Annotated in this window: 21 protein-coding genes; 13 read left to right on the forward strand and 8 right to left on the reverse strand. The window is 67.7% G+C overall.

Going from position 1 to position 21054, the window contains the following annotated elements; translation table 11 throughout:
• Nucleotides 1–40 precede the first annotated feature (40 nt).
• From urtA to urtE, 5 genes are all read left to right on the forward strand, one after another.
• Nucleotides 41–1309: an urea ABC transporter substrate-binding protein gene (urtA, locus tag H610_RS0117855; protein ID WP_028240921.1), complete on the forward strand. Its 1269-nt coding sequence runs from the start codon at nucleotides 41–43 to the stop codon at nucleotides 1307–1309.
• Nucleotides 1310–1483: 174 nt separating this feature from the next.
• Entirely contained in the window at nucleotides 1484–3052 is a 1569-nt protein-coding gene (gene urtB / locus H610_RS0117860) for an urea ABC transporter permease subunit UrtB (protein WP_028240922.1), read from the forward strand.
• A gap of 127 nt (nucleotides 3053–3179) precedes the next feature.
• Nucleotides 3180–4259 carry an urea ABC transporter permease subunit UrtC gene (urtC, locus tag H610_RS0117865; RefSeq protein WP_028240923.1) on the forward strand — a complete coding sequence of 360 codons (1080 nt, stop codon included), beginning with the start codon at nucleotides 3180–3182 and terminating at the stop codon, nucleotides 4257–4259.
• Nucleotides 4256–5104, forward strand: a complete 849-nt coding sequence (gene urtD / locus H610_RS0117870) for an urea ABC transporter ATP-binding protein UrtD (protein WP_028240924.1) — start codon at nucleotides 4256–4258, stop codon at nucleotides 5102–5104. The genes urtC and urtD overlap by 4 nt, the downstream gene beginning before the upstream one ends.
• Nucleotides 5105–5236: 132 nt before the next feature.
• Nucleotides 5237–5935 (forward strand): urea ABC transporter ATP-binding subunit UrtE, encoded by a 699-nt coding sequence (urtE, locus tag H610_RS0117875; protein ID WP_028240925.1) that lies wholly within the window; start codon nucleotides 5237–5239, stop codon nucleotides 5933–5935.
• A gap of 310 nt (nucleotides 5936–6245) precedes the next feature.
• Here the strand turns inward: urtE and H610_RS0117880 are convergent, their stop codons facing one another.
• Entirely contained in the window at nucleotides 6246–7034 is a 789-nt protein-coding gene (locus tag H610_RS0117880; RefSeq protein WP_028240926.1) for an aldolase, read from the reverse strand.
• A gap of 601 nt (nucleotides 7035–7635) precedes the next feature.
• Between H610_RS0117880 and H610_RS0117885 the strand changes: the two genes are divergently transcribed.
• The gene (locus tag H610_RS0117885) at nucleotides 7636–8958 is read left to right on the forward strand and encodes an aspartate aminotransferase family protein (RefSeq protein WP_028240927.1); all 1323 of its coding nucleotides are present in this window, start codon (nucleotides 7636–7638) and stop codon (nucleotides 8956–8958) included.
• A gap of 42 nt (nucleotides 8959–9000) precedes the next feature.
• Here the strand turns inward: H610_RS0117885 and H610_RS0117890 are convergent, their stop codons facing one another.
• The 7 genes from H610_RS0117890 to pdxR all read right to left on the reverse strand — a co-directional run bounded on the left by H610_RS0117890 (nucleotide 9001) and on the right by pdxR (nucleotide 16013).
• The gene (locus tag H610_RS0117890) at nucleotides 9001–10152 is read right to left on the reverse strand and encodes an ABC transporter substrate-binding protein (RefSeq protein ID WP_028240928.1); all 1152 of its coding nucleotides are present in this window, start codon (nucleotides 10150–10152) and stop codon (nucleotides 9001–9003) included.
• Between the two features lie 33 nt (nucleotides 10153–10185).
• Nucleotides 10186–10893: an ABC transporter ATP-binding protein gene (locus H610_RS0117895; protein ID WP_028240929.1), complete on the reverse strand. Its 708-nt coding sequence runs from the start codon at nucleotides 10891–10893 to the stop codon at nucleotides 10186–10188.
• Entirely contained in the window at nucleotides 10880–11647 is a 768-nt protein-coding gene (locus H610_RS0117900) for an ABC transporter ATP-binding protein (protein ID WP_028240930.1), read from the reverse strand. The genes H610_RS0117895 and H610_RS0117900 overlap by 14 nt, the downstream gene beginning before the upstream one ends.
• Entirely contained in the window at nucleotides 11640–12668 is a 1029-nt protein-coding gene (locus H610_RS0117905; protein ID WP_028240931.1) for a branched-chain amino acid ABC transporter permease, read from the reverse strand. The genes H610_RS0117900 and H610_RS0117905 overlap by 8 nt, the downstream gene beginning before the upstream one ends.
• A complete protein-coding gene (locus tag H610_RS0117910; protein ID WP_028240932.1) occupies nucleotides 12668–13531 on the reverse strand; it encodes a branched-chain amino acid ABC transporter permease in 864 nt (287 codons plus the stop codon). The genes H610_RS0117905 and H610_RS0117910 overlap by 1 nt, the downstream gene beginning before the upstream one ends.
• Nucleotides 13532–13764: 233 nt before the next feature.
• Nucleotides 13765–14298: a cytochrome b gene (locus H610_RS0117915; protein WP_028240933.1), complete on the reverse strand. Its 534-nt coding sequence runs from the start codon at nucleotides 14296–14298 to the stop codon at nucleotides 13765–13767.
• 218 nt (nucleotides 14299–14516) lie between these two features.
• Nucleotides 14517–16013 (reverse strand): MocR-like pyridoxine biosynthesis transcription factor PdxR, encoded by a 1497-nt coding sequence (gene pdxR / locus H610_RS0117920; protein WP_028240934.1) that lies wholly within the window; start codon nucleotides 16011–16013, stop codon nucleotides 14517–14519.
• Between the two features lie 197 nt (nucleotides 16014–16210).
• Between pdxR and H610_RS0117925 the strand changes: the two genes are divergently transcribed.
• The 7 genes from H610_RS0117925 to H610_RS26165 all read left to right on the forward strand — a co-directional run.
• Nucleotides 16211–17113, forward strand: a complete 903-nt coding sequence (locus H610_RS0117925; protein ID WP_028240935.1) for a transporter substrate-binding domain-containing protein — start codon at nucleotides 16211–16213, stop codon at nucleotides 17111–17113.
• Nucleotides 17114–17251: 138 nt separating this feature from the next.
• Nucleotides 17252–17893, forward strand: a complete 642-nt coding sequence (locus H610_RS0117930) for an amino acid ABC transporter permease (RefSeq protein ID WP_028240936.1) — start codon at nucleotides 17252–17254, stop codon at nucleotides 17891–17893.
• Nucleotides 17894–17903: 10 nt separating this feature from the next.
• Nucleotides 17904–18566, forward strand: a complete 663-nt coding sequence (locus H610_RS0117935) for an amino acid ABC transporter permease (protein WP_028240937.1) — start codon at nucleotides 17904–17906, stop codon at nucleotides 18564–18566.
• Complete coding sequence (locus tag H610_RS0117940) at nucleotides 18559–19314, forward strand: amino acid ABC transporter ATP-binding protein (protein WP_028240938.1); 756 nt, start codon at nucleotides 18559–18561, stop codon at nucleotides 19312–19314. The genes H610_RS0117935 and H610_RS0117940 overlap by 8 nt, the downstream gene beginning before the upstream one ends.
• A gap of 296 nt (nucleotides 19315–19610) precedes the next feature.
• The gene (locus tag H610_RS0117945; RefSeq protein WP_028240939.1) at nucleotides 19611–20372 is read left to right on the forward strand and encodes an SDR family oxidoreductase; all 762 of its coding nucleotides are present in this window, start codon (nucleotides 19611–19613) and stop codon (nucleotides 20370–20372) included.
• Between the two features lie 145 nt (nucleotides 20373–20517).
• A complete protein-coding gene (locus tag H610_RS0117950; RefSeq protein WP_028240940.1) occupies nucleotides 20518–20814 on the forward strand; it encodes an IS3 family transposase in 297 nt (98 codons plus the stop codon).
• 155 nt (nucleotides 20815–20969) lie between these two features.
• Nucleotides 20970–21054, forward strand: an 85-nt coding sequence (locus H610_RS26165; RefSeq protein WP_408055004.1) for an IS3 family transposase, incomplete at its 3' end; no start/stop codon positions are given.

Here is a 21054-nt window from a genome sequence, read left to right on the forward strand (position 1 = left end):
ACCCACAGTTGCGCACGGACAGCCAAGGAGCACACCGATAATGAAACGCCGTCCCCTGATCAAGTCCACCCTCGCCGCCAGCGCCCTGCTGCTCAGCGGCCTGTTCCCCTACAGCCTGCAAGCCGCCGAGACCATCAAGGTCGGCATCCTGCATTCGCTGTCGGGCACCATGGCGATCTCCGAGACCTCGCTCAAAGACATGGCGCTGATGACCATCGACGAGATCAACGCCAAGGGCGGCGTGCTCGGCAAGCAGCTCGAGCCGGTGGTCGTCGACCCCGCCTCCAACTGGCCGCTGTTCGCCGAGAAGGCCCGCCAGCTGCTGACCCAGGACAAGGTCGCGGTCACCTTCGGCTGCTGGACCTCGGTTTCCCGCAAGTCGGTGCTGCCGGTCTACGAGGAGCTCGACGGCCTGCTGTTCTACCCGGTCCAGTACGAAGGCGAAGAGATGTCGCCGAACGTCTTCTACACCGGCGCGGCGCCGAACCAGCAGGCGATCCCGGCGGTGGAGTACCTGATGAGCGAGGACGGCGGCGAGGCCAAGCGCTTCTTCCTGCTCGGCACCGACTACGTCTACCCGCGCACCACCAACAAGATCCTGCGCGCCTTCCTGCACAGCAAGGGCGTCGAGGACAAGGACATCGAAGAGGTCTACACCCCCTTCGGCCACAGCGACTACCAGACCATCGTCGCCAACATCAAGAAGTTCGCCGCCGGCGGCAAGACCGCGGTGGTCTCGACCATCAACGGCGACTCCAACGTGCCCTTCTACAAGGAACTGGCCAACCAGGGCCTGGAAGCCACGGACGTGCCGGTGGTGGCCTTCTCGGTCGGCGAAGAGGAATTGCGCGGCATCGACACCAAGCCGCTGGTCGGCCACCTGGCGGCCTGGAACTACTTCCAGTCGGTGGAGAACGAAGTCAACGAACAGTTCGTCTCCAGCTGGAAGGCCTACGCCAAGCAGAAGGGCCTGCCGAACGCCGACACCGTGGTGACCAACGACCCGATGGAAGCCACCTACGTGGGCATCAACATGTGGGCGCAGGCGGTCGAGAAGGCCGGTACCACCGACGTCGAGGCCGTGCGCAAGGCCATGGCCGGGCAGACCTTCGCCGCGCCCTCCGGCTACACCCTGAAGATGGACGAGACCAACCATCACCTGCACAAGCCGGTGATGATCGGCGAGGTCCAGGACGACGGCCAGTTCTCCGTGGTCTGGGAAACCGAGGAGCCGATCCGCGCCCAGCCGTGGAGCCCCTTCATCCCCGGCAACGACAAGAAGCCGGACCACCCGGTGAAGTCGAACTGATCGGCCGAGCGCCCCGCTTCGGCGGGTCGCTCGTAGGGTGGGCTTCAGCCCACCAGAAAGCGCCAAAGGTGGGCTGAAGCGGATCGCCGCCCAGCCCACCCGACGGAGTCCGCCCCACCCTGTCCGCCGTCACCTCCGCCAAGAGAGCACCCGGCACCCCCTGGGGAACGCAACATGCACACTGCCCTTTACCGAATCGCCCTGCTGCTCCTGCTCGCCCTGCCCTGCGCAGCGCAGGCCGGCGACGCCGCCGACTACGCGGCCGCCAGCCCGGCCAAGCAGGCGCGCCTGATCGAACGATGGTCCGCCGAGCCCGACCCGGCGCGGCTGCCCCTGATCGAAGCCCTGCGCGAAAGCCGGGTGCTGATCGACGATGACAAGGTCCCCTTCCTCGAAGAGAACGGCCGGTACCGGCCGCTGGAAGGCGACGCACAGCCTGAAGGCACACCGAAAAAGCTGCGCCTGAACAACCGCCTGCGCGGCCTGCTCAACACCGCGCTGGCCAGCCACCGGCTCTACAGCGACAACCCGGCCGTGCGCCTGCGGGCCGCCCGCCAGTTGCAGCGCGACGCCGATCCGGCGCAGCTGCCGCTGCTGGAAAAACGCCTGGAGGCCGAAGAGGACGCCGGCGTCAGCGAGGCCCTGGCGCTCGCGCTGGCCAACCTGCAACTGACCGCCAGCGATCCGGCCGTGCGCCTGGCCGCCGTGCGTCGCCTCGGCGAGACCGGCGCGCCCAGCGCCCGCGCGCGCCTGGAAAACCTGCTGGCCGGCGAGGAGACCGACGCCGCGGTGCGCACCGCGGCGGAAACCAGCCTGGCGCAGGTCAAGCGCAAGCTGATGGTCGGCGAGGTGCTCGGCCAGGCCTTCAGCGGCCTGTCGCTGGGCTCGATCCTGCTGCTCGCTGCGCTCGGCCTGGCGATCACCTTCGGCCTGCTCGGCGTGATCAACATGGCGCACGGCGAGATGCTGATGCTCGGCGCCTACTCCACCTACATGGTGCAGCTGATGTTCCAGCGCTATGCCCCCGAGGCGCTGGCGCTCTACCCGCTGGCCGCGCTGCCGGTGGCCTTCGTCGTCACCGCGGCGGTCGGCATGCTGCTCGAACGCACGATCATCCGCCATCTCTACGGCCGCCCGCTGGAAACCCTGCTGGCCACCTGGGGCATCAGCCTGATCCTGATCCAGCTGGTGCGCGTACTGTTCGGCGCGCAGAACGTCGAGGTGGCCAACCCCGGCTGGCTGTCCGGCGGCGTGCAGGTGCTGCCGAACCTGGTGCTGCCCTACAACCGCATGATCATCATCGGCTTCGCGCTGTTCGTGGTGCTGCTCACCTGGCTGCTGCTGAACAAGACGCGCCTGGGCCTGAACGTGCGCGCGGTGACGCAGAACCGCAACATGGCCGCCTGCTGCGGCGTGGCCACCGGCCGGGTGGACATGCTGGCCTTCGGCCTCGGCTCGGGCATCGCCGGGTTGGGCGGCGTGGCGCTGAGCCAGATCGGCAACGTCGGCCCGGATCTCGGCCAGAGCTACATCATCGACTCCTTCCTGGTGGTGGTGCTCGGCGGCGTCGGCCAACTGGCCGGCAGCATCCTCGCCGCCTTCGGCCTGGGGATCGCCAACAAGATCCTCGAACCGCAGATCGGCGCGGTGCTGGGCAAGATCCTCATCCTCGCGCTGGTCATCCTGTTCATCCAGAAGCGTCCGCAGGGGCTGTTCGCGCTGAAAGGGAGGGTGATCGATTGAGGACTCTCTCGTCGTCGGATCCCGGCTGGGGCCGTAGGAGCGAGCTTGCTCGCGAATCGCGCACTGCCGGTGCCTCGGTATTCCCCCTCCGTTCGCGAGCAAGCTCGCTCCTACAGGAGAGCCGCGCATGAATCAGCCCCTTACCCTCACGGCCGCGCAGAAAGCCGGCCCGGCCCTGACCTCGCTGGCGCTCGGCGTGGTCCTGGCGATCCTCGTCGCCATGCCGCTGCTGCACCTGCTGCCGGCGGACAACACCTTCCACGTCTCGGCCTACACCCTGACGCTGGTCGGCAAGATCCTCTGCTACGCCATCGTCGCCCTGGCGCTGGACCTGGTCTGGGGCTACGCCGGCCTGCTGTCGCTCGGCCATGGCCTGTTCTTCGCCCTCGGCGGCTACGCCATGGGCATGTACCTGTCGCGCCAGGCGGCGGGCGACGGCCTGCCGGCATTCATGAGCTTCCTCGCCTGGACCGAGCTGCCCTGGTACTGGTACGGCACCTCGAGCTTCCTCTGGGCGCTGTGCCTGGTGGTGCTCGCGCCCGGGCTGCTGGCCTTCGTGTTCGGCTTCTTCGCCTTCCGCTCGCGGATCAAGGGGGTGTACTTCTCGATCATGACCCAGGCCCTGACCTTTGCCGGCATGCTGCTGTTCTTCCGCAACGAGACCGGCTTCGGCGGCAACAACGGCTTTACCGGCTTCACCCGCATCCTCGGCTTCGAGATCACCGCCCCGGCCACCCGCGCGGCGCTGTTCCTCGCCACCGTGGCGCTGCTGGCCGGCAGCCTGCTGCTCGGCTGGCGCCTGGCGCGCAGCAAGTTCGGCCGGGTGCTGACCGCGGTGCGCGACGCGGAGAACCGGCTGATGTTCTGCGGCTACGATCCGCGCGGCTACAAGCTGTTCATCTGGACGCTGTCGGCGGTGCTCTGCGGCCTGGCCGGCGCGCTCTACGTGCCGCAGGTGGGCATCATCAACCCCAGCGAGATGGCCCCGACGCAGTCGATCGAGGCCGCCGTGTGGGTCGCGCTCGGCGGCCGCGGCACGCTGATCGGTCCGCTGCTCGGCGCCGGCATCGTCAACGGCATGAAAAGCTGGTTCACCGTGGCCTTCCCGGAATACTGGCTGTTCTTCCTCGGCGCGCTGTTCATCGTCGTCACGCTGTTCCTGCCCCGCGGGGTCGTCGGTCTGCTGAAGAACAAGGGGGAAGCATGAAAGTCTCCGCCACACCGGAAACCATGCTGCTGCCCGAGCAGGACAGCGGCACCGCGCGCGACGCCATCGGCCTCGGCGTCGCCGCCGGCGAGGGCCTGAACGCCCGCCACGGCACCATCCTCACGCTCGAGGACATCAACGTCAGCTTCGATGGCTTCAAGGCACTGACCAACCTGACGCTGTACATCGGCGTCGGCGAGCTGCGCTGCATCATCGGCCCCAACGGGGCCGGCAAGACCACCATGATGGACGTGATCACCGGCAAGACCCGGCCGGACAACGGCGTCGCCTACTTCGGCGAGACCTACGACCTCACCGAGATGAGCGAATACGAGATCGCCCAGGCTGGCATCGGCCGCAAGTTCCAGAAGCCCACGGTGTTCGAGGCGCTGAGCGTGTTCGAGAACCTGGAGCTGGCGCAGAAGACCGGCAAGTCGGTGTGGGCCAGCCTGCGGGCGAAACTCAGCGGCGAGCAGAAGGACCGCATCGACGAGGTGCTGGCCACCATCCGCCTGGACGGCTCGCGCCATCGCCCGGCCGGCCTGCTGTCGCACGGCCAGAAGCAGTTCCTCGAGATCGGCATGTTGCTGGTGCAGGACCCGCACCTGCTGCTGCTCGACGAACCGGTCGCCGGCATGACCGACGCCGAGACCGAATTCACCGCCGAACTGTTCAGGTCGCTGGCCGGCAAGCACTCGCTGATGGTGGTCGAGCACGACATGGGCTTCGTCGGCAGCATCGCCGATCACGTCACCGTGTTGCACCAGGGCCAGGTCCTGGCCGAAGGCTCGCTCGAAGACGTCCAGCGGGACGAACGGGTGATCGAAGTCTACCTCGGTCGCTGACCGGTCAGCTCAATCGAATAAAAGCGCTGGAGGCTGGATGGCTGGAGGAAAGAGCGTAAAAGCGACGCCGTGCTGCTTTTCCGTCCAGCCTTCCAGCCTCAAGCCTTCAGCGGCTTTCAAAAGGTTCTGAAAATGCTCGAAGTCAAAGAACTGCACCAATACTACGGCGGCAGCCACATCCTGCGCGGGCTGTCGTTCGAGGCCCGGATCGGCGAGATCACCTGCCTGCTGGGCCGCAACGGGGTGGGCAAGACCACCCTGCTCAAGTGCCTGATGGGCCTGATCCCGGCCAAGGAAGGCACGGTCACCTGGGAAGGCAAGGCGATCACCGGCTACAAGCCGCACCAGCGCGTGCAGTCGGGCATCGCCTACGTGCCTCAAGGGCGGGAGATCTTCGGCCGGCTGACGGTCGAGGAGAACCTGCTGATGGGCCTGTCGCGCTTCAGCGCCGGCGAGGCCAAGGCGGTGCCGGAATTCATCTACGAGCTGTTCCCGGTGCTCCGGGAGATGAAGCACCGCCGCGGTGGCGACCTCTCCGGCGGGCAGCAGCAACAGCTGGCGATCGGCCGCGCCCTGGCCAGCCGCCCGCGCCTGCTGATCCTCGACGAGCCCACCGAGGGCATCCAGCCGTCGGTGATCAAGGAAATCGGCGTGGTGATCCAGAAACTCGCCGCCAAGGGCGACATGGCCATCCTGCTGGTGGAGCAGTTCTACGACTTCGCCGCCGAACTCGCCGACCAGTACCTGGTGATGAGCCGCGGCGAAATCATCCAGCGCGGCCGCGGCGAGAACATGGAAGCCGAGGGCGTGCAGCGGCTGGTGGCGATCTGAGCCCAGACCAGCGCCCTCTCCCTCATCCGGCCCTGCGGGCCACCTTCTCCCGAAGGGAGAAGGGAAAAGCCTGCAGCACCCTCGATCTTCTGTAGGAGCAGGCTCTGCCTGCGACCAGCCCCTGCACAACGCCGTGGCCCGACACCGAACCACGCCCCTCGCCCCCTTGGGGTGAGGGGCCGCGTGCAGGCCGCCCTCATCCGGCCCTACGGCCCACCTTCTCCCGGGAGGGAGAAGGGAACGGCACGGCGCGGCCTGCAGGCCCGACGAACACCTGTGGGAGCGCTTTTGACCGCGATTAGCGCCCACCTCACTCGGCGTAATCCGCCTCCAGCCGCAGCAGCTGACGCTTCACGCTCTCCAGATGCAGGCGGGCGCTGGCGGCGTTTTCGTCCATCATCTGCCGGCAGGCGGCGCGGGCGACGTCCGCGGCGACGGGCTTGAGCGGTCGGCCGCTGGACATGGCCTTGAGCTGCACCTCGGCCGCGCGCTCGAGGTAGTAGAGGTCGTCCCAGGCCTCGGCGATGCTCGGGCCGAGCACCAGCGGGCCGTGGTTCTTCAGCAGCACCACGTCGGCCTCCCCGGCAGCCCGGGCGATCCGTTCGCCCTCGGCGTTGTCCAGCGCCAGGCCGTTGTAGTGCTCGTCCACCGCCAGCCGTTCATAGAACTTCAGCGCGGTCTGCCCGGCCCAGGCGAGCGGCTCGCCCTCGAGCAGGCAGAGCGCCGTGGCGTTGGGCATGTGCGTGTGGAAGGCCGCCTTCGCACGCGGCAGGTGGCGGTGCAGCTGGGCGTGGATGTAGAAGGCGGTCGCCTCCGGGCGCCCCTCGCCGGCGACCACATGGCCGTCGAAGTCGCAGATCAGCAGCGACGACGCGGTGACCTCGGAGAAGGCCAGCCCGTAGGCGTTAACCAGGAACAGGTCGTCGTGCCCCGGCACCACGAAGGAAAAGTGGTTGCAGATCCCCTCGCCCATGCCCAGCCGCGCGGCCATGCGGAAACAGGCGGCCAGATCGATGCGCGCCTGGCGGATCGCCGGCGTGTCGAGTGGCGGGCGAGTGGCGGGCGCCGCGGGGCGGGCGACCTCTAGGGCATGGGCCATGTGCAGTCCTCGGCAGCTTGAACGAACTCTCAGCCTAGCCGCTAAATGGCGCAAGCCAAGGGACAGTTGCCGGGCAATGGCGAGCCAGCGCCACGGAAATGCCGGGAGCCACTGTCTGGACCGCAGAACGAGTCCCGATCGCCGCTCGCGGCCCAGGTCGCTCGGCGCGAAGTCGTCGCGAGGGCGCGCAATCCGCAGGGATGTGGTGAATGCCGCAAGCCCGTCGGGAACGGGCGCGGTCTCCCACAGAGTTCGCCGGGCACCGTTTGCCTTCGTGGGAGGCCCGCCCTCGGGGCGATGCTCCTGTGGGAGCATTTCGGCCGGGACCGGGGCCTGGTCGCAGGCAGAGCCTGCTCCTACAGGGGGCGTGGCTGTGCCTTTCCCTTCTCCCTGCGGGAGAAGGTGGCCCGCAGGGCCGGATGAGGGCGCGGTGCGTCACAGCTGCGTGGTATTGACCGCGATCTCTTCGGCCAAAGGCAGGCGCGACGGATACTGACCCGGCCGTGGACGGCATCTGGCCCTACGGGGCGAGCGCGGTTTGTTCCTAAGGTGGCGCCAGCCACGCCGGGGCCACCGGCGCCTGTATCAGCCCGAGGCCGACATGAACACTTCCGTCAGCAACGAATACGTCCGCTCGCTGGACCGCCAGCACGTCTTCCACTCCTGGTCGACCCAGGGCGCCCTCGACCCGCTGGTGATCGCCGGCGGCGAAGGCTGCCGGCTATGGGACCACGACGGCAGGCAGTACCTGGACTTCAGCAGCCAGCTGGTCAACACCAACATCGGCCACCAGCACCCGAAGGTGATCGCCGCGATCAAGGCGCAGGCCGACAGCCTGTGCACCGTCGCCCCGGCCACCGCCAACCTGATGCGCGGCGAGGCGGCCAAGCGCATCCTCGCCCGCGCGCCGCAGGGCTTCGGCAAGGTGTTCTTCACCAACGCCGGCGCCGATGCCAACGAGAACGCCATGCGCATGGCGCGGGTGTTCACCGGCCGCGACAAGATCCTCTCGGCCTACCGCTCCTACCACGGCAGTACCGGCGCGGCCATCGTCGCCACCGGCGACCCGCGCCGGGTGCCGAACGAGTACGCCCGCGGTCACGTGCACTTCTTCAACCCCTACCTCTACCGCACCGAGTTCGATGCCTGCGACGAGGCCGAGGAATGCGCCCGCGCGCTGCGTCACCTGCGCCGGGTCATCGAGTGCGAAGGCCCGGCGGCGATCGCCGCGATCATCCTCGAGACCATCCCCGGCACCGCCGGCGTCCTGGTGCCGCCGGAGGGTTACCTGCAGGGCGTGCGCGCGCTGTGCGACGAGTTCGGCATCGTGCTGATCTTCGACGAGGTGATGGCCGGCTTCGGCCGCACCGGGCAGTGGCTGGCACTGGATAACTTCGGCGTGGCGCCGGACCTGATCACCTTCGCCAAGGGCGTCAACTCGGGCTACGTGCCGGCCGGCGGGGTGATGATCTCGCGGCCGATCGCCGAGTACTTCGACAGCCATTTCTTCCCCGGCGGGCTGACCTATTCCGGCCACCCGCTGGCGATGGCGTCGATCGTCGCCACGCTCGACGCCATGAGCGAGGAAGGCATGGTCGACAACGCCCGGGAAGTCGGCCGCAGCGCGCTCGGCCCGGGCCTGGCGGCGCTGGCGCAGAAGCACGCACTGATCGGCGAGGTGCGCGGCATCGGCCTGTTCTGGGCGGTGGAATTCGTCAGCGACCGCCGCACGAAAGCGCCGCTGGCCAGCCCGCTGGTGGCGCAGATGAAGGCCGCCTTCCAGGCCCGCGGCCTGCTGACCTTCACCGTCGACAACCGCCTGCACGTGGTGCCGCCCTGCATCGTCTCGGCTGCCGAGGTGGAGGAAGCGCTGGCGATCATGGACGAGGTGATCGGCGACTTCTCGCGCCGCTTCGCCCAGTGAGGGCACGCGGACGGCCTCGTCCGGGCCGTCCGCGTGCCGGCGTCAGTTCGCCACCGCCTTGCGCACGATCTTGCCCTGCTCCACCACCGCCATGGTCGTCGGGGTGATGAAGCCGCCGTCGTCGCTCATGCCCTGAATGGCGTAGAGGTTGTACTGGGGCTCCATCGCCGTGATCGCCTCGGCCATCTTCGCCCGCACCTGCTGCGGCTCGGTGCTGCCGGCCAGCTCCATGGCCTTGGCCAGCGCATGGAAGGCCAGGTAGTTGTAGGCCGCTTCCGATCCGGGCACCTTGCCGTGCGCCTTCTTGTAGCGCTCGACGAAGGCCTGGGCGATCTCGTTGTCGTACTCCGACAGCGGCACCACGCCGATGGCGCCTTCGAGCAGGTCCAGGCCGCCGGTGACCACTGCGATCTCGTCGAGCTTGGCCTGGTCCATGACGATGAAACCGCCCTGGAAGCCCAGCTGGCGGGCCTGCTGCATCACCAGGCCGGTGGGTTCGGAGGCGCCGCCGACGAACATCACGTCCGGGTTGGCGGCGATCACCCGGCTCACGCCAGTGTAGAAGTCGGTGGACTTGTTGTAGTCCATCGGGTTGCTGGCGACGATCTCCCCGCCCTTCTGTTCCCAGGTCTGGCTCATCATTTCGGTCCAGATCTTGGCGTACTCGTGGGTCGCGCCGGCGATGCCGAGCTTCTTGCCGAAGTGCTGCATCGCATAGTCGGAGAAGGAGCTGACGTAGTTGCTGAACTCCGGCGGAATGCGCACCGTCAGCGGATTGCCCTGGCGGGTGACCGCGGGCACGCTGGTGTAGGCCATGATCAGGAAGTCGTCGGCGACGTTGAAGTCCTGCAGGGCGAACACGCCGCCGGTGTGCGGGACGAATACGGCCGCCGCCTGTGACTCCTTCACCAGGCGCTTGGCGTTGGTGGCCGCCTGGGCCGGCGAATACTTGTCGTCGAGGCTGATGAGATTGACCTTGTAGGTCTCGTCGCCGATCTTGATGCCGCCGGCGGCATTGACGTCCTCGATGGCCATGCGCAGCCCCGAGAGCGTGTTCTCGCCGTAGAGCGCGGCGCCGCCGCTGAGCGGGCCGGTGAAGCCGATGTTGAGCGTCTGCTCGGCGTGGGCGCCGCCGACCTGGGCCGCGGCCAGAGCGGCGGCCGCCGCCAGGCCAAGCGCTTTGAGCGTTTTCATTGTTGTTGTCTCCTCGAGTTACGACTGGATCGATCAGGCGCCGATGTAGGCCTTGCGCACCGCCTCGTTGCCGAGCATGGCCTGCTGGTCGCCCTCCATCACCAGGCTGCCGCCCTCGATGACGTAGGCGCGGTGGGCGATCTTCAGCGCGGCGAAGGCGTTCTGCTCGGCCAGCAGCACGCTGGTGCCGGACTGGTTGATGCGGGTGATGACCTCGAACATCTGGTTGACCACCAGCGGCGCCAGCCCCAGCGAGGGCTCGTCGAGCATCAGCAGGCGCGGGCGGCTCATCAGCGCGCGACCGATCGCCACCATCTGCTGCTGGCCGCCGCTGAGCGAGCCGGCCGGCTGCTGGCGCTTGTCGTGCAGGATCGGAAAGAGTTCGAACACCTCGGCCAGGTTGCGCCTGTTGCCCTCGCCGTCGCGCCGGTGCAGGTAGGCGCCGAGGGTGAGGTTCTGCAGCACCGACATCTGCGGGAACAGCTTGCGACCCTCCGGGCAGTGCACCACGCCGGCGGCGACCAGCGCCGAGGGCTTCAGCCCGTCGATGCGCCGCCCTTCGAGGGTGATGCTGCCCGCCGTCGGCCTGAGCAGCCCGCTGATGGTGTTGAACAGGGTGGTCTTGCCGGCGCCGTTGGCACCGAGCAGCACCACCAGCTCCCCCGCCGCGACCGTCATCGAGACCTGGTTCAGCGCCTTGAAACTGCCGTAGCAGACGTCGACGCGATCAAGCTGCAGCATCGTGGTCACTCCCCAGGTAGGCTTCGATGACAGTCGGGTCGGCCTTGATCTCGGCGGGCGTGCCCTCGGCGATCTTCTCGCCGTAGTTGAGCACCATGATCTTGTCGGCCAGGCCCATGATCATGTCCATCTTGTGTTCGATCAGGCACACCGTCAGGCCGTGCTCGGCCATCTTGCGGATCAGCCGCGCCAGGCCCTCGGTCTCCTCCGGGTTGACGCCGGCGGCCGGCTCGTCGAGCAGCACCAGCTTCGGCTCGGTGGCCAGCGCCAGGGCGAAGGCCACGCGCTTGCGCTCCTCCTGGGAAATGTCCAGCACCACGCGGTTCTCCAGGTGCGCCAGGCCGACGAAGTCCAGCGCGGCGCGCGCCTTGTCGCGGCACTCGCGCTCCTCGCGCTGCAGCCGCCTGGAATTCACCAGCACGTCCCACAGCCCGGAACGGGTGCGCAGGCGGTGGCCGACGATCAGGTTGTCGAGCACCGTGGCCTGCTCGAACAGGTGGGTGGTCTGGAAGGTACGGCCGACGCCGAGCCTCGCGACCTGGTCGCAGCGCATGCGCGAGACGTCCTGGCCGTCGATCAGGATGCGCCCGGAAGTGGGCTTGTGCACGCCGGAGATGAGGTTGAAGAAGGTGCTCTTGCCGGCGCCGTTGGGGCCGATGATGGCGTTGATCCCGCGCGCCTCGAATTCGACGCTGACGTCATGCACCGCCGCCAGCCCGCCGAACATCTTGGTGAGATTCTCGACCTTAAGCATTGGTGTTGGCCTCCTTCGCCGGGGCGACCTTGGCGCCCGCGCGCGGCCCCTTCGCCCGCGCGGCCTCGGTGTCCTTGCGCAGCTTCCAGCCGAGGAAGGTGCCGACCACGCCGCGCGGCATGAAGATCACCAGCACCACGATCAGCGGGCCGAAGATGATCATCCGGTAGTCCTCAAGGAACTGCAGCGACTGGGTGATCCAGACGATCCCGACGGTACCGGCCAGCGGCCCGAACAGGGTGCCGAAGCCGCCCACCAACAGGTAGGTGATCATGTCGAAGGTGTGGTTGGGGTTGGCCTCCTCCGGGCCGACGAAGCGGATCATCGAGGCGTAGAGCGCCCCGGCGACGCCGGCGTAGGTGGTCGACAGGACGAAGGCCAGCAGCTTGTTGCGCATCAGGTCGATGCCCAGCGACTGGGCCAGCGCGTCGCCATTGCGGATGGCCATGAAGGTGCGCCCCAGCAGCGACGCCGCCAGCCGCCCGGCGAACCAGATCGCCAGCACCAGGAACGCCAGCGCCAGGTAGTAGAAGGGCACCGTCTGGCTAAAGTCGACCAGCCCCAGGCCGTCCGGCGCGGCGATGCCGCGGATGCCGACGGCGCCGTGGGTCAGCTCCTCCCACTTGTCGATCAGCAGGTAGATGATGAAGCCGACGCAGAGGGTGAAGATGGCGAAAAAGTGCTCCTTCAGCCGCAGCGAGACGAGCCCCACCAGCGCGCCGACCGCCGCCGCCACCAGCGCCGCGGCGACGAAGGCCGGCCAGAAGTTCCAGCCGTGGTCGGCGGTGAGGATCGCCAGCGCATAGGCGCCGATGGCGAAGAAGCCGCCGTGGGCCAGGTTCAGTTGCCCGCAGTAGCCGGTGATGATGTTCAGGCCGTAGACCGCGATGGCCCAGATGAAGGCGCTGGCCATCACGTAGACCTGGTATTCGCTCTTGGCGAGCAGCGGGAAGACCAGCGCGCAGGCGAGCAGGAACAGCCGGCTGCCGCGGCCGCTGAGCAGGGAGGCGAGGCGATGCATCAGTGGGCCCCCTTGGCGAACAGGCCGGTCGGGCGGAAGGAGAGGATCACCACCAGCAGGCTGAAGGCGATGATGTCCTTGTAGTCGGAGGACAGGTAGAAGCCGCCGAAGCTCTCGGCGAAGCCGAGGATCATCCCGCCGAGAATCGCCCCGGGGATGCTGCCCATGCCGCCGAGCACGATGATCACGAAGGCCTTCATGATCACCAGGTGGCCCATGGCCGGGTACACCAGGTTGATCGGCGCGTAGAGGGTCGCGGCGAAGGCGGCGAGCATGCCGGAGATGGCGAAGGTCAGCATGGCCACGCGGTTGGCGTCGATGCCGACCAGGAAGGCGCCCTCGCGGCTCTGCGCCATGGCGATGATGGTCGAGCCGAGCATCGTCCTGCGCAGGAACAGGTGCAGCGCGAGCATCAGGGTAAAGGCGCCGACGATGATCAGCAGGCGCTGCTCGGGAATGATCAGCCCGTCGAAGTTGAGGATGCCGTTGTAGGGCGAGGCCATGCGCCGGAAATCCGAGCCCCAGAGCATCTGGATCACCGCCTCGAGAAACAGCAGGATGCCGATCGCGGCGATCTTGTCGTGGATCGGCGGCGCGTTGCGCAGCGGATGGAACACCAGCCGTTCCGACAGCACCGCCAGCGCCGCCACCACCACGCCCGACAGCAGCATGGCCAGCCAGTAGTGCAGCCCCATGTCGGTCATGAAGTAGTAGGAGGCGAACGCGCCGACCATGTAGAGCGCGCCGTGGGCGAAGTTGGGGATGTGCAGGATGCCGTAGACGAGCGTCAGGCCGAGGGCGACCAGCCCGTAGATGCTGCCCAAGGTCAGGCCATTGAGCACTTGCTGGAACAGTAGATTCACTGCGGCGTCTCCGTGGATCTTGTTGTTATGGATGCCACTGCCGAGCGACGTCGCCAGCCCGCCCCGGTCGTCGCTCGGACGCGTCGCTGCGACCGACCGGCACCTCTGGGTGCCGGCCGGCGGAGCGCGGCTCACCGGGGCGGATTTGTTTCAGCCGCTGTCGGGTGAATGCCGTCGGATCATCTCGCCTCCTTCTTGTTGTTCTTGCCGTCAGCGGCCCGGCTGCCGGACCTTCACCGGTTGCCGATCATGCGCGCCAGCACGTCCTCGTCGTTCGGCCGCCGGCGGTGGACGATCGTCATGACGATGTGGCCGACGATCAGCACCAGCAGCAGCCAGCCCAGCCAGCCGTGCAGCAGGTTCGCCGGCGCCATCAGCCCCTTGATCTCGCCGTCGAAGCCGCCCATCAGCGGCACGCCGAACGGCGAGAAGGCCCGGCCCGAGCCGTACTGGCGCAGCAGCGCCAGCAGCGGCACGACGACGATCAGCGCGTACATCGCCAGGTGGCCGAGCCTGGCCATCAGGCTCAACGAACGCGGCCGGTGCCCGGCATTGGCCAGCGACCACAGCCCGCGCACCAGCACCAGCAGCATCAGCAGCGCGCCCAGCGGCTTGTGGGTGGCCCAGAGGAACTCGTCCAGCGCCGAGTCCTTGGCCAGGACCCGCGCAATGGCGGTAGCGAACTGCCAGGCGATGAGCAACGCCATGCCCCAGTGCAGGGCCCGACTGACGGTACCGTAGCGATCGGCGGAATCTTTCAGCTGCACCTGTCTTCTCCTTCGTGCAAACGATTGCGGAGCCAGGGTTATACCGCACCGGGATGACCTTCACCCAGACGCACGGCATGGCCCGCGACGCGCCGTCGCAGTCGTTCGCCTGAATGACCTTGGCACCCGCCGGATGGCCCGTCAAACGAGCGAGCCAGAGCAGATGGATGCCTATAAGGAAGATTGATGGTGACAGCCGGCGGGAACCGCGCGCGTGCTCAGCCCTGGGCCATCACCCGGCCGAGCACGCCGATGCCCTCGCCGATGCGCTCGACGTCGATGGCGTGGAAGCCCAGGCGCATGAAGTTGCCCGGCGGCGACTGATCGAAGAAGAACTGCGCGCCGGCCTCGAACAGTACGCCCTGCTGGGCCGCGGCCCAGGCCAGGCGCTGGGTGTCGATGCCGTCCGGCGCGCGCAGCCAGAAGGCGCTGGCGCCCGGGCTGCCCATCGACCGGCAGCAGCCGAGCGCGTCGTCCAGCGCCAGGCGCAGGGCGTCGCGGCGGCGCCGGTGCTCCTCGCGAAAGCGCCGCAGGTGGGCATCGTAATGGCCCTGGGCGAGGAACTCGGCGAGCATCCGCTGGTTGTTCAGCGGCGGGTGGCGGTACATCAGCCGGCGCAGCGCGCGCAGCTCGTCGATCAGTTCGGCGTCGGCCACCAGGTAGCCGATCCGCAGGCCCGGCGAGAACGCCTTGGACAGGCTGCTCATGTAGATCACCCGGCCGCTGGCGTCGCTCGCCTTGAGCGCCGGCTGGGCGTGGTGGTCGAGGTTGAATTCGGCGTCGTAGTCGTCCTCGATCACCACCTGGTCGTGCTGGCGGATCTGCCGCAGCAGCTCGGTGCGCCGCGCCGGGCTCATGCTGACGCCGGTCGGCACCTGGTGGCCGGGGGTGACGTAGAGGTAGTCGCAGCCGTGCAGGCGCGGGTCGACCACCAGGCCCTGCTCGTCCACCGGCTGCAGCTGCACCTCGGCGCCGCGCAGCTCGAACAGGCTCAGCGCGTCGCGAAAGCCTGGGTTCTCCATCGCCACCCGCACGCCCTTGCCCATCAGCAGGGTCGCCAGCAGGTAGAGCGCGTTCTGCGAGCCGAGGGTGACCAGGATTTCGTCGGAGCGGGCCCAGATGCCGCGCTTGGGCAGCACGCGGGTGCGCAGCTGCTCGACCAGCATCTCGTCGTCACGGTCGAAGCGGTCGTTCATCCACAGCTGGTCGCGGTCGCCGCGCAGCACGCCGCGCGAGACCTCGCGCCAGCGCTCCAGCGGAAACAGCTCGCGGATCGGCTGGCCATAGACGAAGGGATAGGGGTAGCGCGTCCAGTTGCTCGGGCGCAGCACGCCGTGTTTCAGGCTGGGCTGCATCTTCAGCCGCGCGCCCCAATCCGGTGCGCGCTCGCCCGGGGCGTCGCTGGACGGATCGCTCTTGTGCGCCGGGGTCATGCGCAGCATGGCGGTGGCCGGCTCGCCCGAGCGGTAGTCCGGGTGCAGGTAGTAGCCGCTGCGCGGCCGGCTGACCAGGTAGCCGTTGTCCAGCAGGCTCTCGTAGACCAGCGCCACGGTGTTGCGCGACACCGCCAGCTGTTGCGAGAGCTTGCGGCACGACGGCAGCGGTTCGTCGGCCGGGAAGCCGCCGCTGAGAATCGCCGAGACCAGCGTCTCGCGCAGCTGCTCCTGCAGGCCTCGCTGCCGATCGAAGTCCAGGTGGATGTAGTGGTCGATCATGGCGCTGTCCGTTCACGGGGCACGTGAGGTGGACGAAGCAAGGACTGCGCCAGCGTCCGTCCCGCCGCAGCGGCTGGCCAGTCGAATGGGCGCAACTGCACCTATCGCGTCGGCGAAGGCGCTCCCTATGGTGAAGACAAGCCACCGCTCAGCCCTTCTGACGCCCGGCTGGTCCCTCGTCGAACTGGAGCAATGACATGAAGCACTCAAGCAAGGATTCGGTTTCCGCCAAGCCGCTCGGCCTGCTGCGCACGCTGGCGCTGGCCGGCTGCGTGTTCTCCGTCACCCTCGGCAGCGCCCAGGCGACCGGGCTGGACGAGGTCAAGCAGCGCGGCTACATGACGGTCGCCACCGAGGACGACTACGCGCCCTTCAACTACATCGTCGACGGCAAGCCCGAGGGCTTCCACAAGGAGCTGCTCGAGGACCTGAAGGCCTACGCCAAGGAGCAGGGCTTCGACGTGCGCCAGGAGATCCTGCCCTGGACCGGCCTGCTCGCGGCCGTCTCCTCCGGCCAGTACGACGCCGCCTTCACCGGCGCGCTGGTGACCGACGACCGCCTGCGGGTGTTCGACTTCGCCCCGCCCTTCGCCTCGGCCCAGCACTTCTTCGCCAAGCGCAAGGGCGACGACCGCATCACCGACCAGGTCGCCAGCCTGTGCGGCAAGACCGTCGGCGTGCAGGCCGGCAGCGCCCTGCTGGCGCGCCTGCCGGAGTTGAAGAAGATGATGCAGGAAGCCGACTGCACCAACGGCGAGGTGGTCGAGTACCAGTCCTACCCCGAGGCCTACGCCGACCTGGCCAACGGCCGCCTGGACTACGTGATCAACGCGCTGATCTCGGTGAACGACCTGATCAAGACTCGCGGCGACACCTTCGAGAAGGGCTTCGCGGTCTCGGGCTACGGCTTCGGCGCCTGGCCGGTGTCCAAGCGCAGCCCCGAGATCCTGGAGTTCTTCACCGGCTTCATGAACCAGATCCGCGACAGCGGCCGCCTGGCCGAGCTGCAGACCAAGTGGTTCGGCGAGGCCTTCCCGGAGCTGCCGACGGAGCCGATCAAGAGCGTCGAGCAGTTCCACGAGCTGGCCGGCATCGAGTAACCCCGCGTTTCCCGCGCCGCCCGGCAACCGGGCGGCGTCACCTGGCCCCAGCCTTGCAAGCGTATCGTTCGGAACGACTCTGCACTTTCGACCGATCACCGCCTCGTACCAGCCCATCCCCCGTGTAAGGAAGCCGGCATGAACGGACAAGCCTGGTTACTGCTGCTCGACGGCGCCTGGACGACCCTGTGGATCTCCGGCACCGCCATCGCCATCGGCGTGGTGCTCGGCCTCGGCGTCGCCCTGCTGCGCATGGCACGCATCCCCTTCCTCGACCAGCTGCTGGTGGTCTACGTCAGCCTGGCCCGCGCCACGCCGCTGGTGACGCTGGTGCTGTTCATCTTCCTCAGCGCCCCGACCCTGGGCCTGAACCTCGACCGCAACACCGCGGCGATCCTGGCGCTGACGCTCAACACCGCGGCCTTCAACGCCGAGGTGTGGCGCGCCGCCTTTCTCAGCTTCTCGCGCGAACAGCGCGAGGCGGCGCTGGCCTGCGGCATGACCGACCGCCTGTTCTTCCGCCGCATCATGCTGCCGCAGATGGTCACCACCAGCCTGCCGGGGCTGGTCAACGAGATGTCCTTCATCATCAAGAGCAGCCCGGCGATCGCGGTGATCGGCATCGTCGACCTGACCCGCGTGACCAACCGCATCACCGCGGTGACCTACGAGCCGCTGCCGCCGATTCTCGCCGCCGGGCTCTTGTACATGCTGATCGTCGGGGTGCTGATCAAGCTCCAGGCGATCGCCGAACGCAAGGCCAACCGGCTGGCGATGTGAGGAGTACGTCATGAGCGAATGGGCGATCGTCTGGGAGGCGCGCGGCGCGATCCTCGACGGCTTCTACAACACGCTGATCCTGTTCGGCCTGTCGGTCACCCTGGCCTTCGTCCTCGGCTGCGCCTTCGCCTACTGGCTGGAGACGCGCAATCCGGCGACCCTGGCGCTGCGCGGCTTCATCAACTGCATGCGCATGCTGCCGTTCCTGATCCTCGCCTACCTGCTGTACTACGGCCTGCCGAGCCTGGGCCTGCGGCTGAACGCCTGGACCGCCGGGCTGATCGCGCTGGTCGTCTACTACGGCGCCTACTTCGGCGAGGTGCTGCGCGGCGCCCGCCTGGTGCTCCCGGAGGGCCAGGTGGAGGCGGCCAAGGCGCACGGCTTCACCGGCTTCAAGGTGTTCCGCCGCATCGTCCTGCCGCAGCTGATCATCAAGACCCGCCCGCTGATGGGCAACCTGCTGATCCTGTGCCTGAAGGACACCGCCTTTCTCACCATCATCACCGTGCAGGAGCTGACCGCCGCGGCCAACTCGGTGCAGTCCACCTACTTCGTGCCGATGGAGGCCTTCGTGGTGGTCATCCTGCTCTACTGGCTCATCAGCATCTGCCTGGAACTGGCGCTCAAGTGGGCCGGCCGGTTCGGCGCCAAGCGAGGATTCGAACATGTCTGACGTCCCGGCCGTGCGCATCGAGCGCCTGTCGAAGAGCTTCGGCGGCGTGGAAGTGCTGCGCGACATCGAGCTGACCGTGAACAAGGGCGAGGTGGTCAGCGTGCTCGGCTCCTCCGGCTCGGGCAAGTCGACCCTGCTGCGCTGCATCAATTGGCTGGAGGAGCCGGACCGCGGCAGCATCCATATCGCTGGCCAGCGCATCGGCATCGATGCCAGCGGCAGGAAGATGCGCAACAAGGAGCTGGCGGCGCTGCGCGCGCGCACCGGCATGGTGTTCCAGGGTTTCAACCTGTGGCCGCACCTGACCGTGCTGCACAACGTCATGGAGTCGCCGGTGCAGGTCAAGGGCATGCGCAAGGACGAGGCGCGGCGCATCGCCCTGGAGCTGCTGGAGAAGGTCGGCATGGTGGAAAAGGCCGATGCCTACCCCTACACCCTCTCCGGCGGGCAGAAGCAGCGCGTGGCCATCGCCCGGGCGCTGGCCATGAGCCCGGAGGTGATCCTGTTCGACGAACCCACCTCGGCGCTCGACCCCGAGCGGGTCGGCGAGGTGCTGCAGGTGATGAAGAACCTCTCCGCCGAGGGCTACACCATGATCGTGGTGACCCACGAAATGGAATTCGCCCGCGCCGTCTCCGACCAGGTGGTGTTCCTCGAGAAGGGCCTGCTGATCGAAAAGTCCGACCCCGAGACCTTCTTCACCAACCCGGCGTCCGAGCGGGTGCGGCGCTTTCTCGAACTGGCCTGATCGGCACCTGGCCCTCATCCGGCCCTGCGGCCCACCTTCTCCCGGCGGGAGAAGGGAAAAGCACGGCACAGCCTGTAGCCTAGCAACCCCCCTGTAGGAGCAGGCTCTGCCTGCGACCGGCCCCACACGATGCGACGATCCGTCGCCAAAAACGCCCCTCGCCCTCCGGAAGAGGGGCTGATCCCCCCTGACCCACCCGACCGGCGCAACTGGCTGCTGCCCTCGCCGGCCAGGCGCAGTAAGCTCCCCGGGTTGGCCGCACTGGCCCGCCCACCCGAACAGACAAGAGGTCCCTCATGAACAACGTGGTCTTCATCACTGGTGCGACGTCCGGCTTCGGCCGCGCCACTGCGCGCCGCTTCGCCGAAGCCGGCTGGTCGCTGGTGCTCACCGGTCGCCGCCTGGAACGGCTGGAAGCACTGAAGGAAGAGCTGTCGGCCAAGGTGCCGGTGCACATCGCCGCGCTCGACGTGCGCGACGCCGAAGCGGTACGGCAGGTGGTCGCCGGGCTGCCCGAGGGCTTCGCCCGGGTCCGCACGCTGGTGAACAACGCCGGCCTGGCGCTGGCCCCGGAACCCGCGCAGAAGGTCGCGCTGGAAGACTGGCACACCATGATCGACACCAACGTCACCGGCCTGGTCAACGTCACCCACGCGCTGCTGCCAACGCTGATCGCCACCGGCCAGGGCGCCAGCATCGTCAGCATCGGCTCGGTGGCCGGCCACTGGCCCTACCCGGGCGGCCACGTCTATGGCGCCACCAAGGCCTTCGTCGAGCAGTTCAGCTACAACCTCCGCTGCGACCTGCTGGGCACCGGCGTACGCGTCACCGATATCGCCCCGGGCATGGCCGAGACCGAATTCACCCTGGTCCGCACCAAGGGCAACCAGGAAGCCTCGGACAAGCTCTACCGCGGCACCACCCCGCTGACCGCCGAAGACATCGCCGAGCAGATCTTCTACGTCGCCACCCTGCCCGATCACATCAACATCAACCGCCTGGAAGTGATGCCGACCCGCCAGGCCTGGTCGCCGTTCAACATCGATCGCGACAAGTAAGGGCTTCGGACTCCTTCCCCTCTTCCCCAGGAGAGGGGCCAGGGGTGAGGGAACCCGGACGACCGCATGGCTCCGACCAGTGCGGTGGTTCAATTCCCTCGGACACCTCGATAGGTGGAAAATCCACTGAAACGAGGAGTCATTCATGAGCCGTAAACGTCGATCCTTCGATGTCAGCTTCAAGCTGCAAGTCGTCCAGATGATCAAGGATCAGGGCCTGAGCGTTGCGCAGGTCTGTCGAGACATGAACCTGGGGGAAACGGCTGTGCGCCGTTGGCTCCAACAGTATGAGGCCGAGCTCTCGGGGCAACCTGGAATCGGCAAGCCTTTGACGCCGGAGCAGCAACGAATCCGCCAGCTCGAGGCGGAGCTTCGCCAACTGAAGCAGGACAACGAACTGCTAAAAAAGGCCTCGGCCTTCTTTGCCCGAGAACTGAAGTGATTCACCGATTGATCGCTCAGCAGCAAAAGAAGGCCGGGACCACACGGCTGTGCCGGCTGCTGGGTGTCAGTCGGTCGGGCTACTACGCCGCGCAGCGCCGTCAAGTGCGCCCAGTTCAGAGCTGCCCGGTGGCGACCTCCTTGAAAGCCCTGTTCATGAACTGCGGGCGTACCTACGGCAGTCGCCGCCTACAGGCCGCGCTCAACGCCGAGGGGATACCAGTGGGGCGCTACCGCGTGC

It is taken from the genome of Stutzerimonas azotifigens DSM 17556, from assembly GCF_000425625.1.
Classification (GTDB): Bacteria; Pseudomonadota; Gammaproteobacteria; order Pseudomonadales; family Pseudomonadaceae; genus Stutzerimonas; species Stutzerimonas azotifigens.

Coding starts and splice junctions, on each gene's coding strand:
- urtA (WP_028240921.1), top strand. CDS start 41: ATGAAACGCCGTCCCCTGATCAAGTCCACCCTCGCCGCCAGCGCCCTG.
- urtB (WP_028240922.1), top strand. CDS start 1,484: ATGCACACTGCCCTTTACCGAATCGCCCTGCTGCTCCTGCTCGCCCTG.
- urtC (WP_028240923.1), top strand. CDS start 3,180: ATGAATCAGCCCCTTACCCTCACGGCCGCGCAGAAAGCCGGCCCGGCC.
- urtD (WP_028240924.1), top strand. CDS start 4,256: ATGAAAGTCTCCGCCACACCGGAAACCATGCTGCTGCCCGAGCAGGAC.
- urtE (WP_028240925.1), top strand. CDS start 5,237: ATGCTCGAAGTCAAAGAACTGCACCAATACTACGGCGGCAGCCACATC.
- H610_RS0117880 (WP_028240926.1), bottom strand. CDS start 7,034: ATGGCCCATGCCCTAGAGGTCGCCCGCCCCGCGGCGCCCGCCACTCGC.
- H610_RS0117885 (WP_028240927.1), top strand. CDS start 7,636: ATGAACACTTCCGTCAGCAACGAATACGTCCGCTCGCTGGACCGCCAG.
- H610_RS0117890 (WP_028240928.1), bottom strand. CDS start 10,152: ATGAAAACGCTCAAAGCGCTTGGCCTGGCGGCGGCCGCCGCTCTGGCC.
- H610_RS0117895 (WP_028240929.1), bottom strand. CDS start 10,893: ATGCTGCAGCTTGATCGCGTCGACGTCTGCTACGGCAGTTTCAAGGCG.
- H610_RS0117900 (WP_028240930.1), bottom strand. CDS start 11,647: ATGCTTAAGGTCGAGAATCTCACCAAGATGTTCGGCGGGCTGGCGGCG.
- H610_RS0117905 (WP_028240931.1), bottom strand. CDS start 12,668: ATGCATCGCCTCGCCTCCCTGCTCAGCGGCCGCGGCAGCCGGCTGTTC.
- pdxR (WP_028240934.1), bottom strand. CDS start 16,013: ATGATCGACCACTACATCCACCTGGACTTCGATCGGCAGCGAGGCCTG.
- H610_RS0117925 (WP_028240935.1), top strand. CDS start 16,211: ATGAAGCACTCAAGCAAGGATTCGGTTTCCGCCAAGCCGCTCGGCCTG.
- H610_RS0117930 (WP_028240936.1), top strand. CDS start 17,252: ATGAACGGACAAGCCTGGTTACTGCTGCTCGACGGCGCCTGGACGACC.
- H610_RS0117935 (WP_028240937.1), top strand. CDS start 17,904: ATGAGCGAATGGGCGATCGTCTGGGAGGCGCGCGGCGCGATCCTCGAC.
- H610_RS0117940 (WP_028240938.1), top strand. CDS start 18,559: ATGTCTGACGTCCCGGCCGTGCGCATCGAGCGCCTGTCGAAGAGCTTC.
- H610_RS0117945 (WP_028240939.1), top strand. CDS start 19,611: ATGAACAACGTGGTCTTCATCACTGGTGCGACGTCCGGCTTCGGCCGC.
- H610_RS0117950 (WP_028240940.1), top strand. CDS start 20,518: ATGAGCCGTAAACGTCGATCCTTCGATGTCAGCTTCAAGCTGCAAGTC.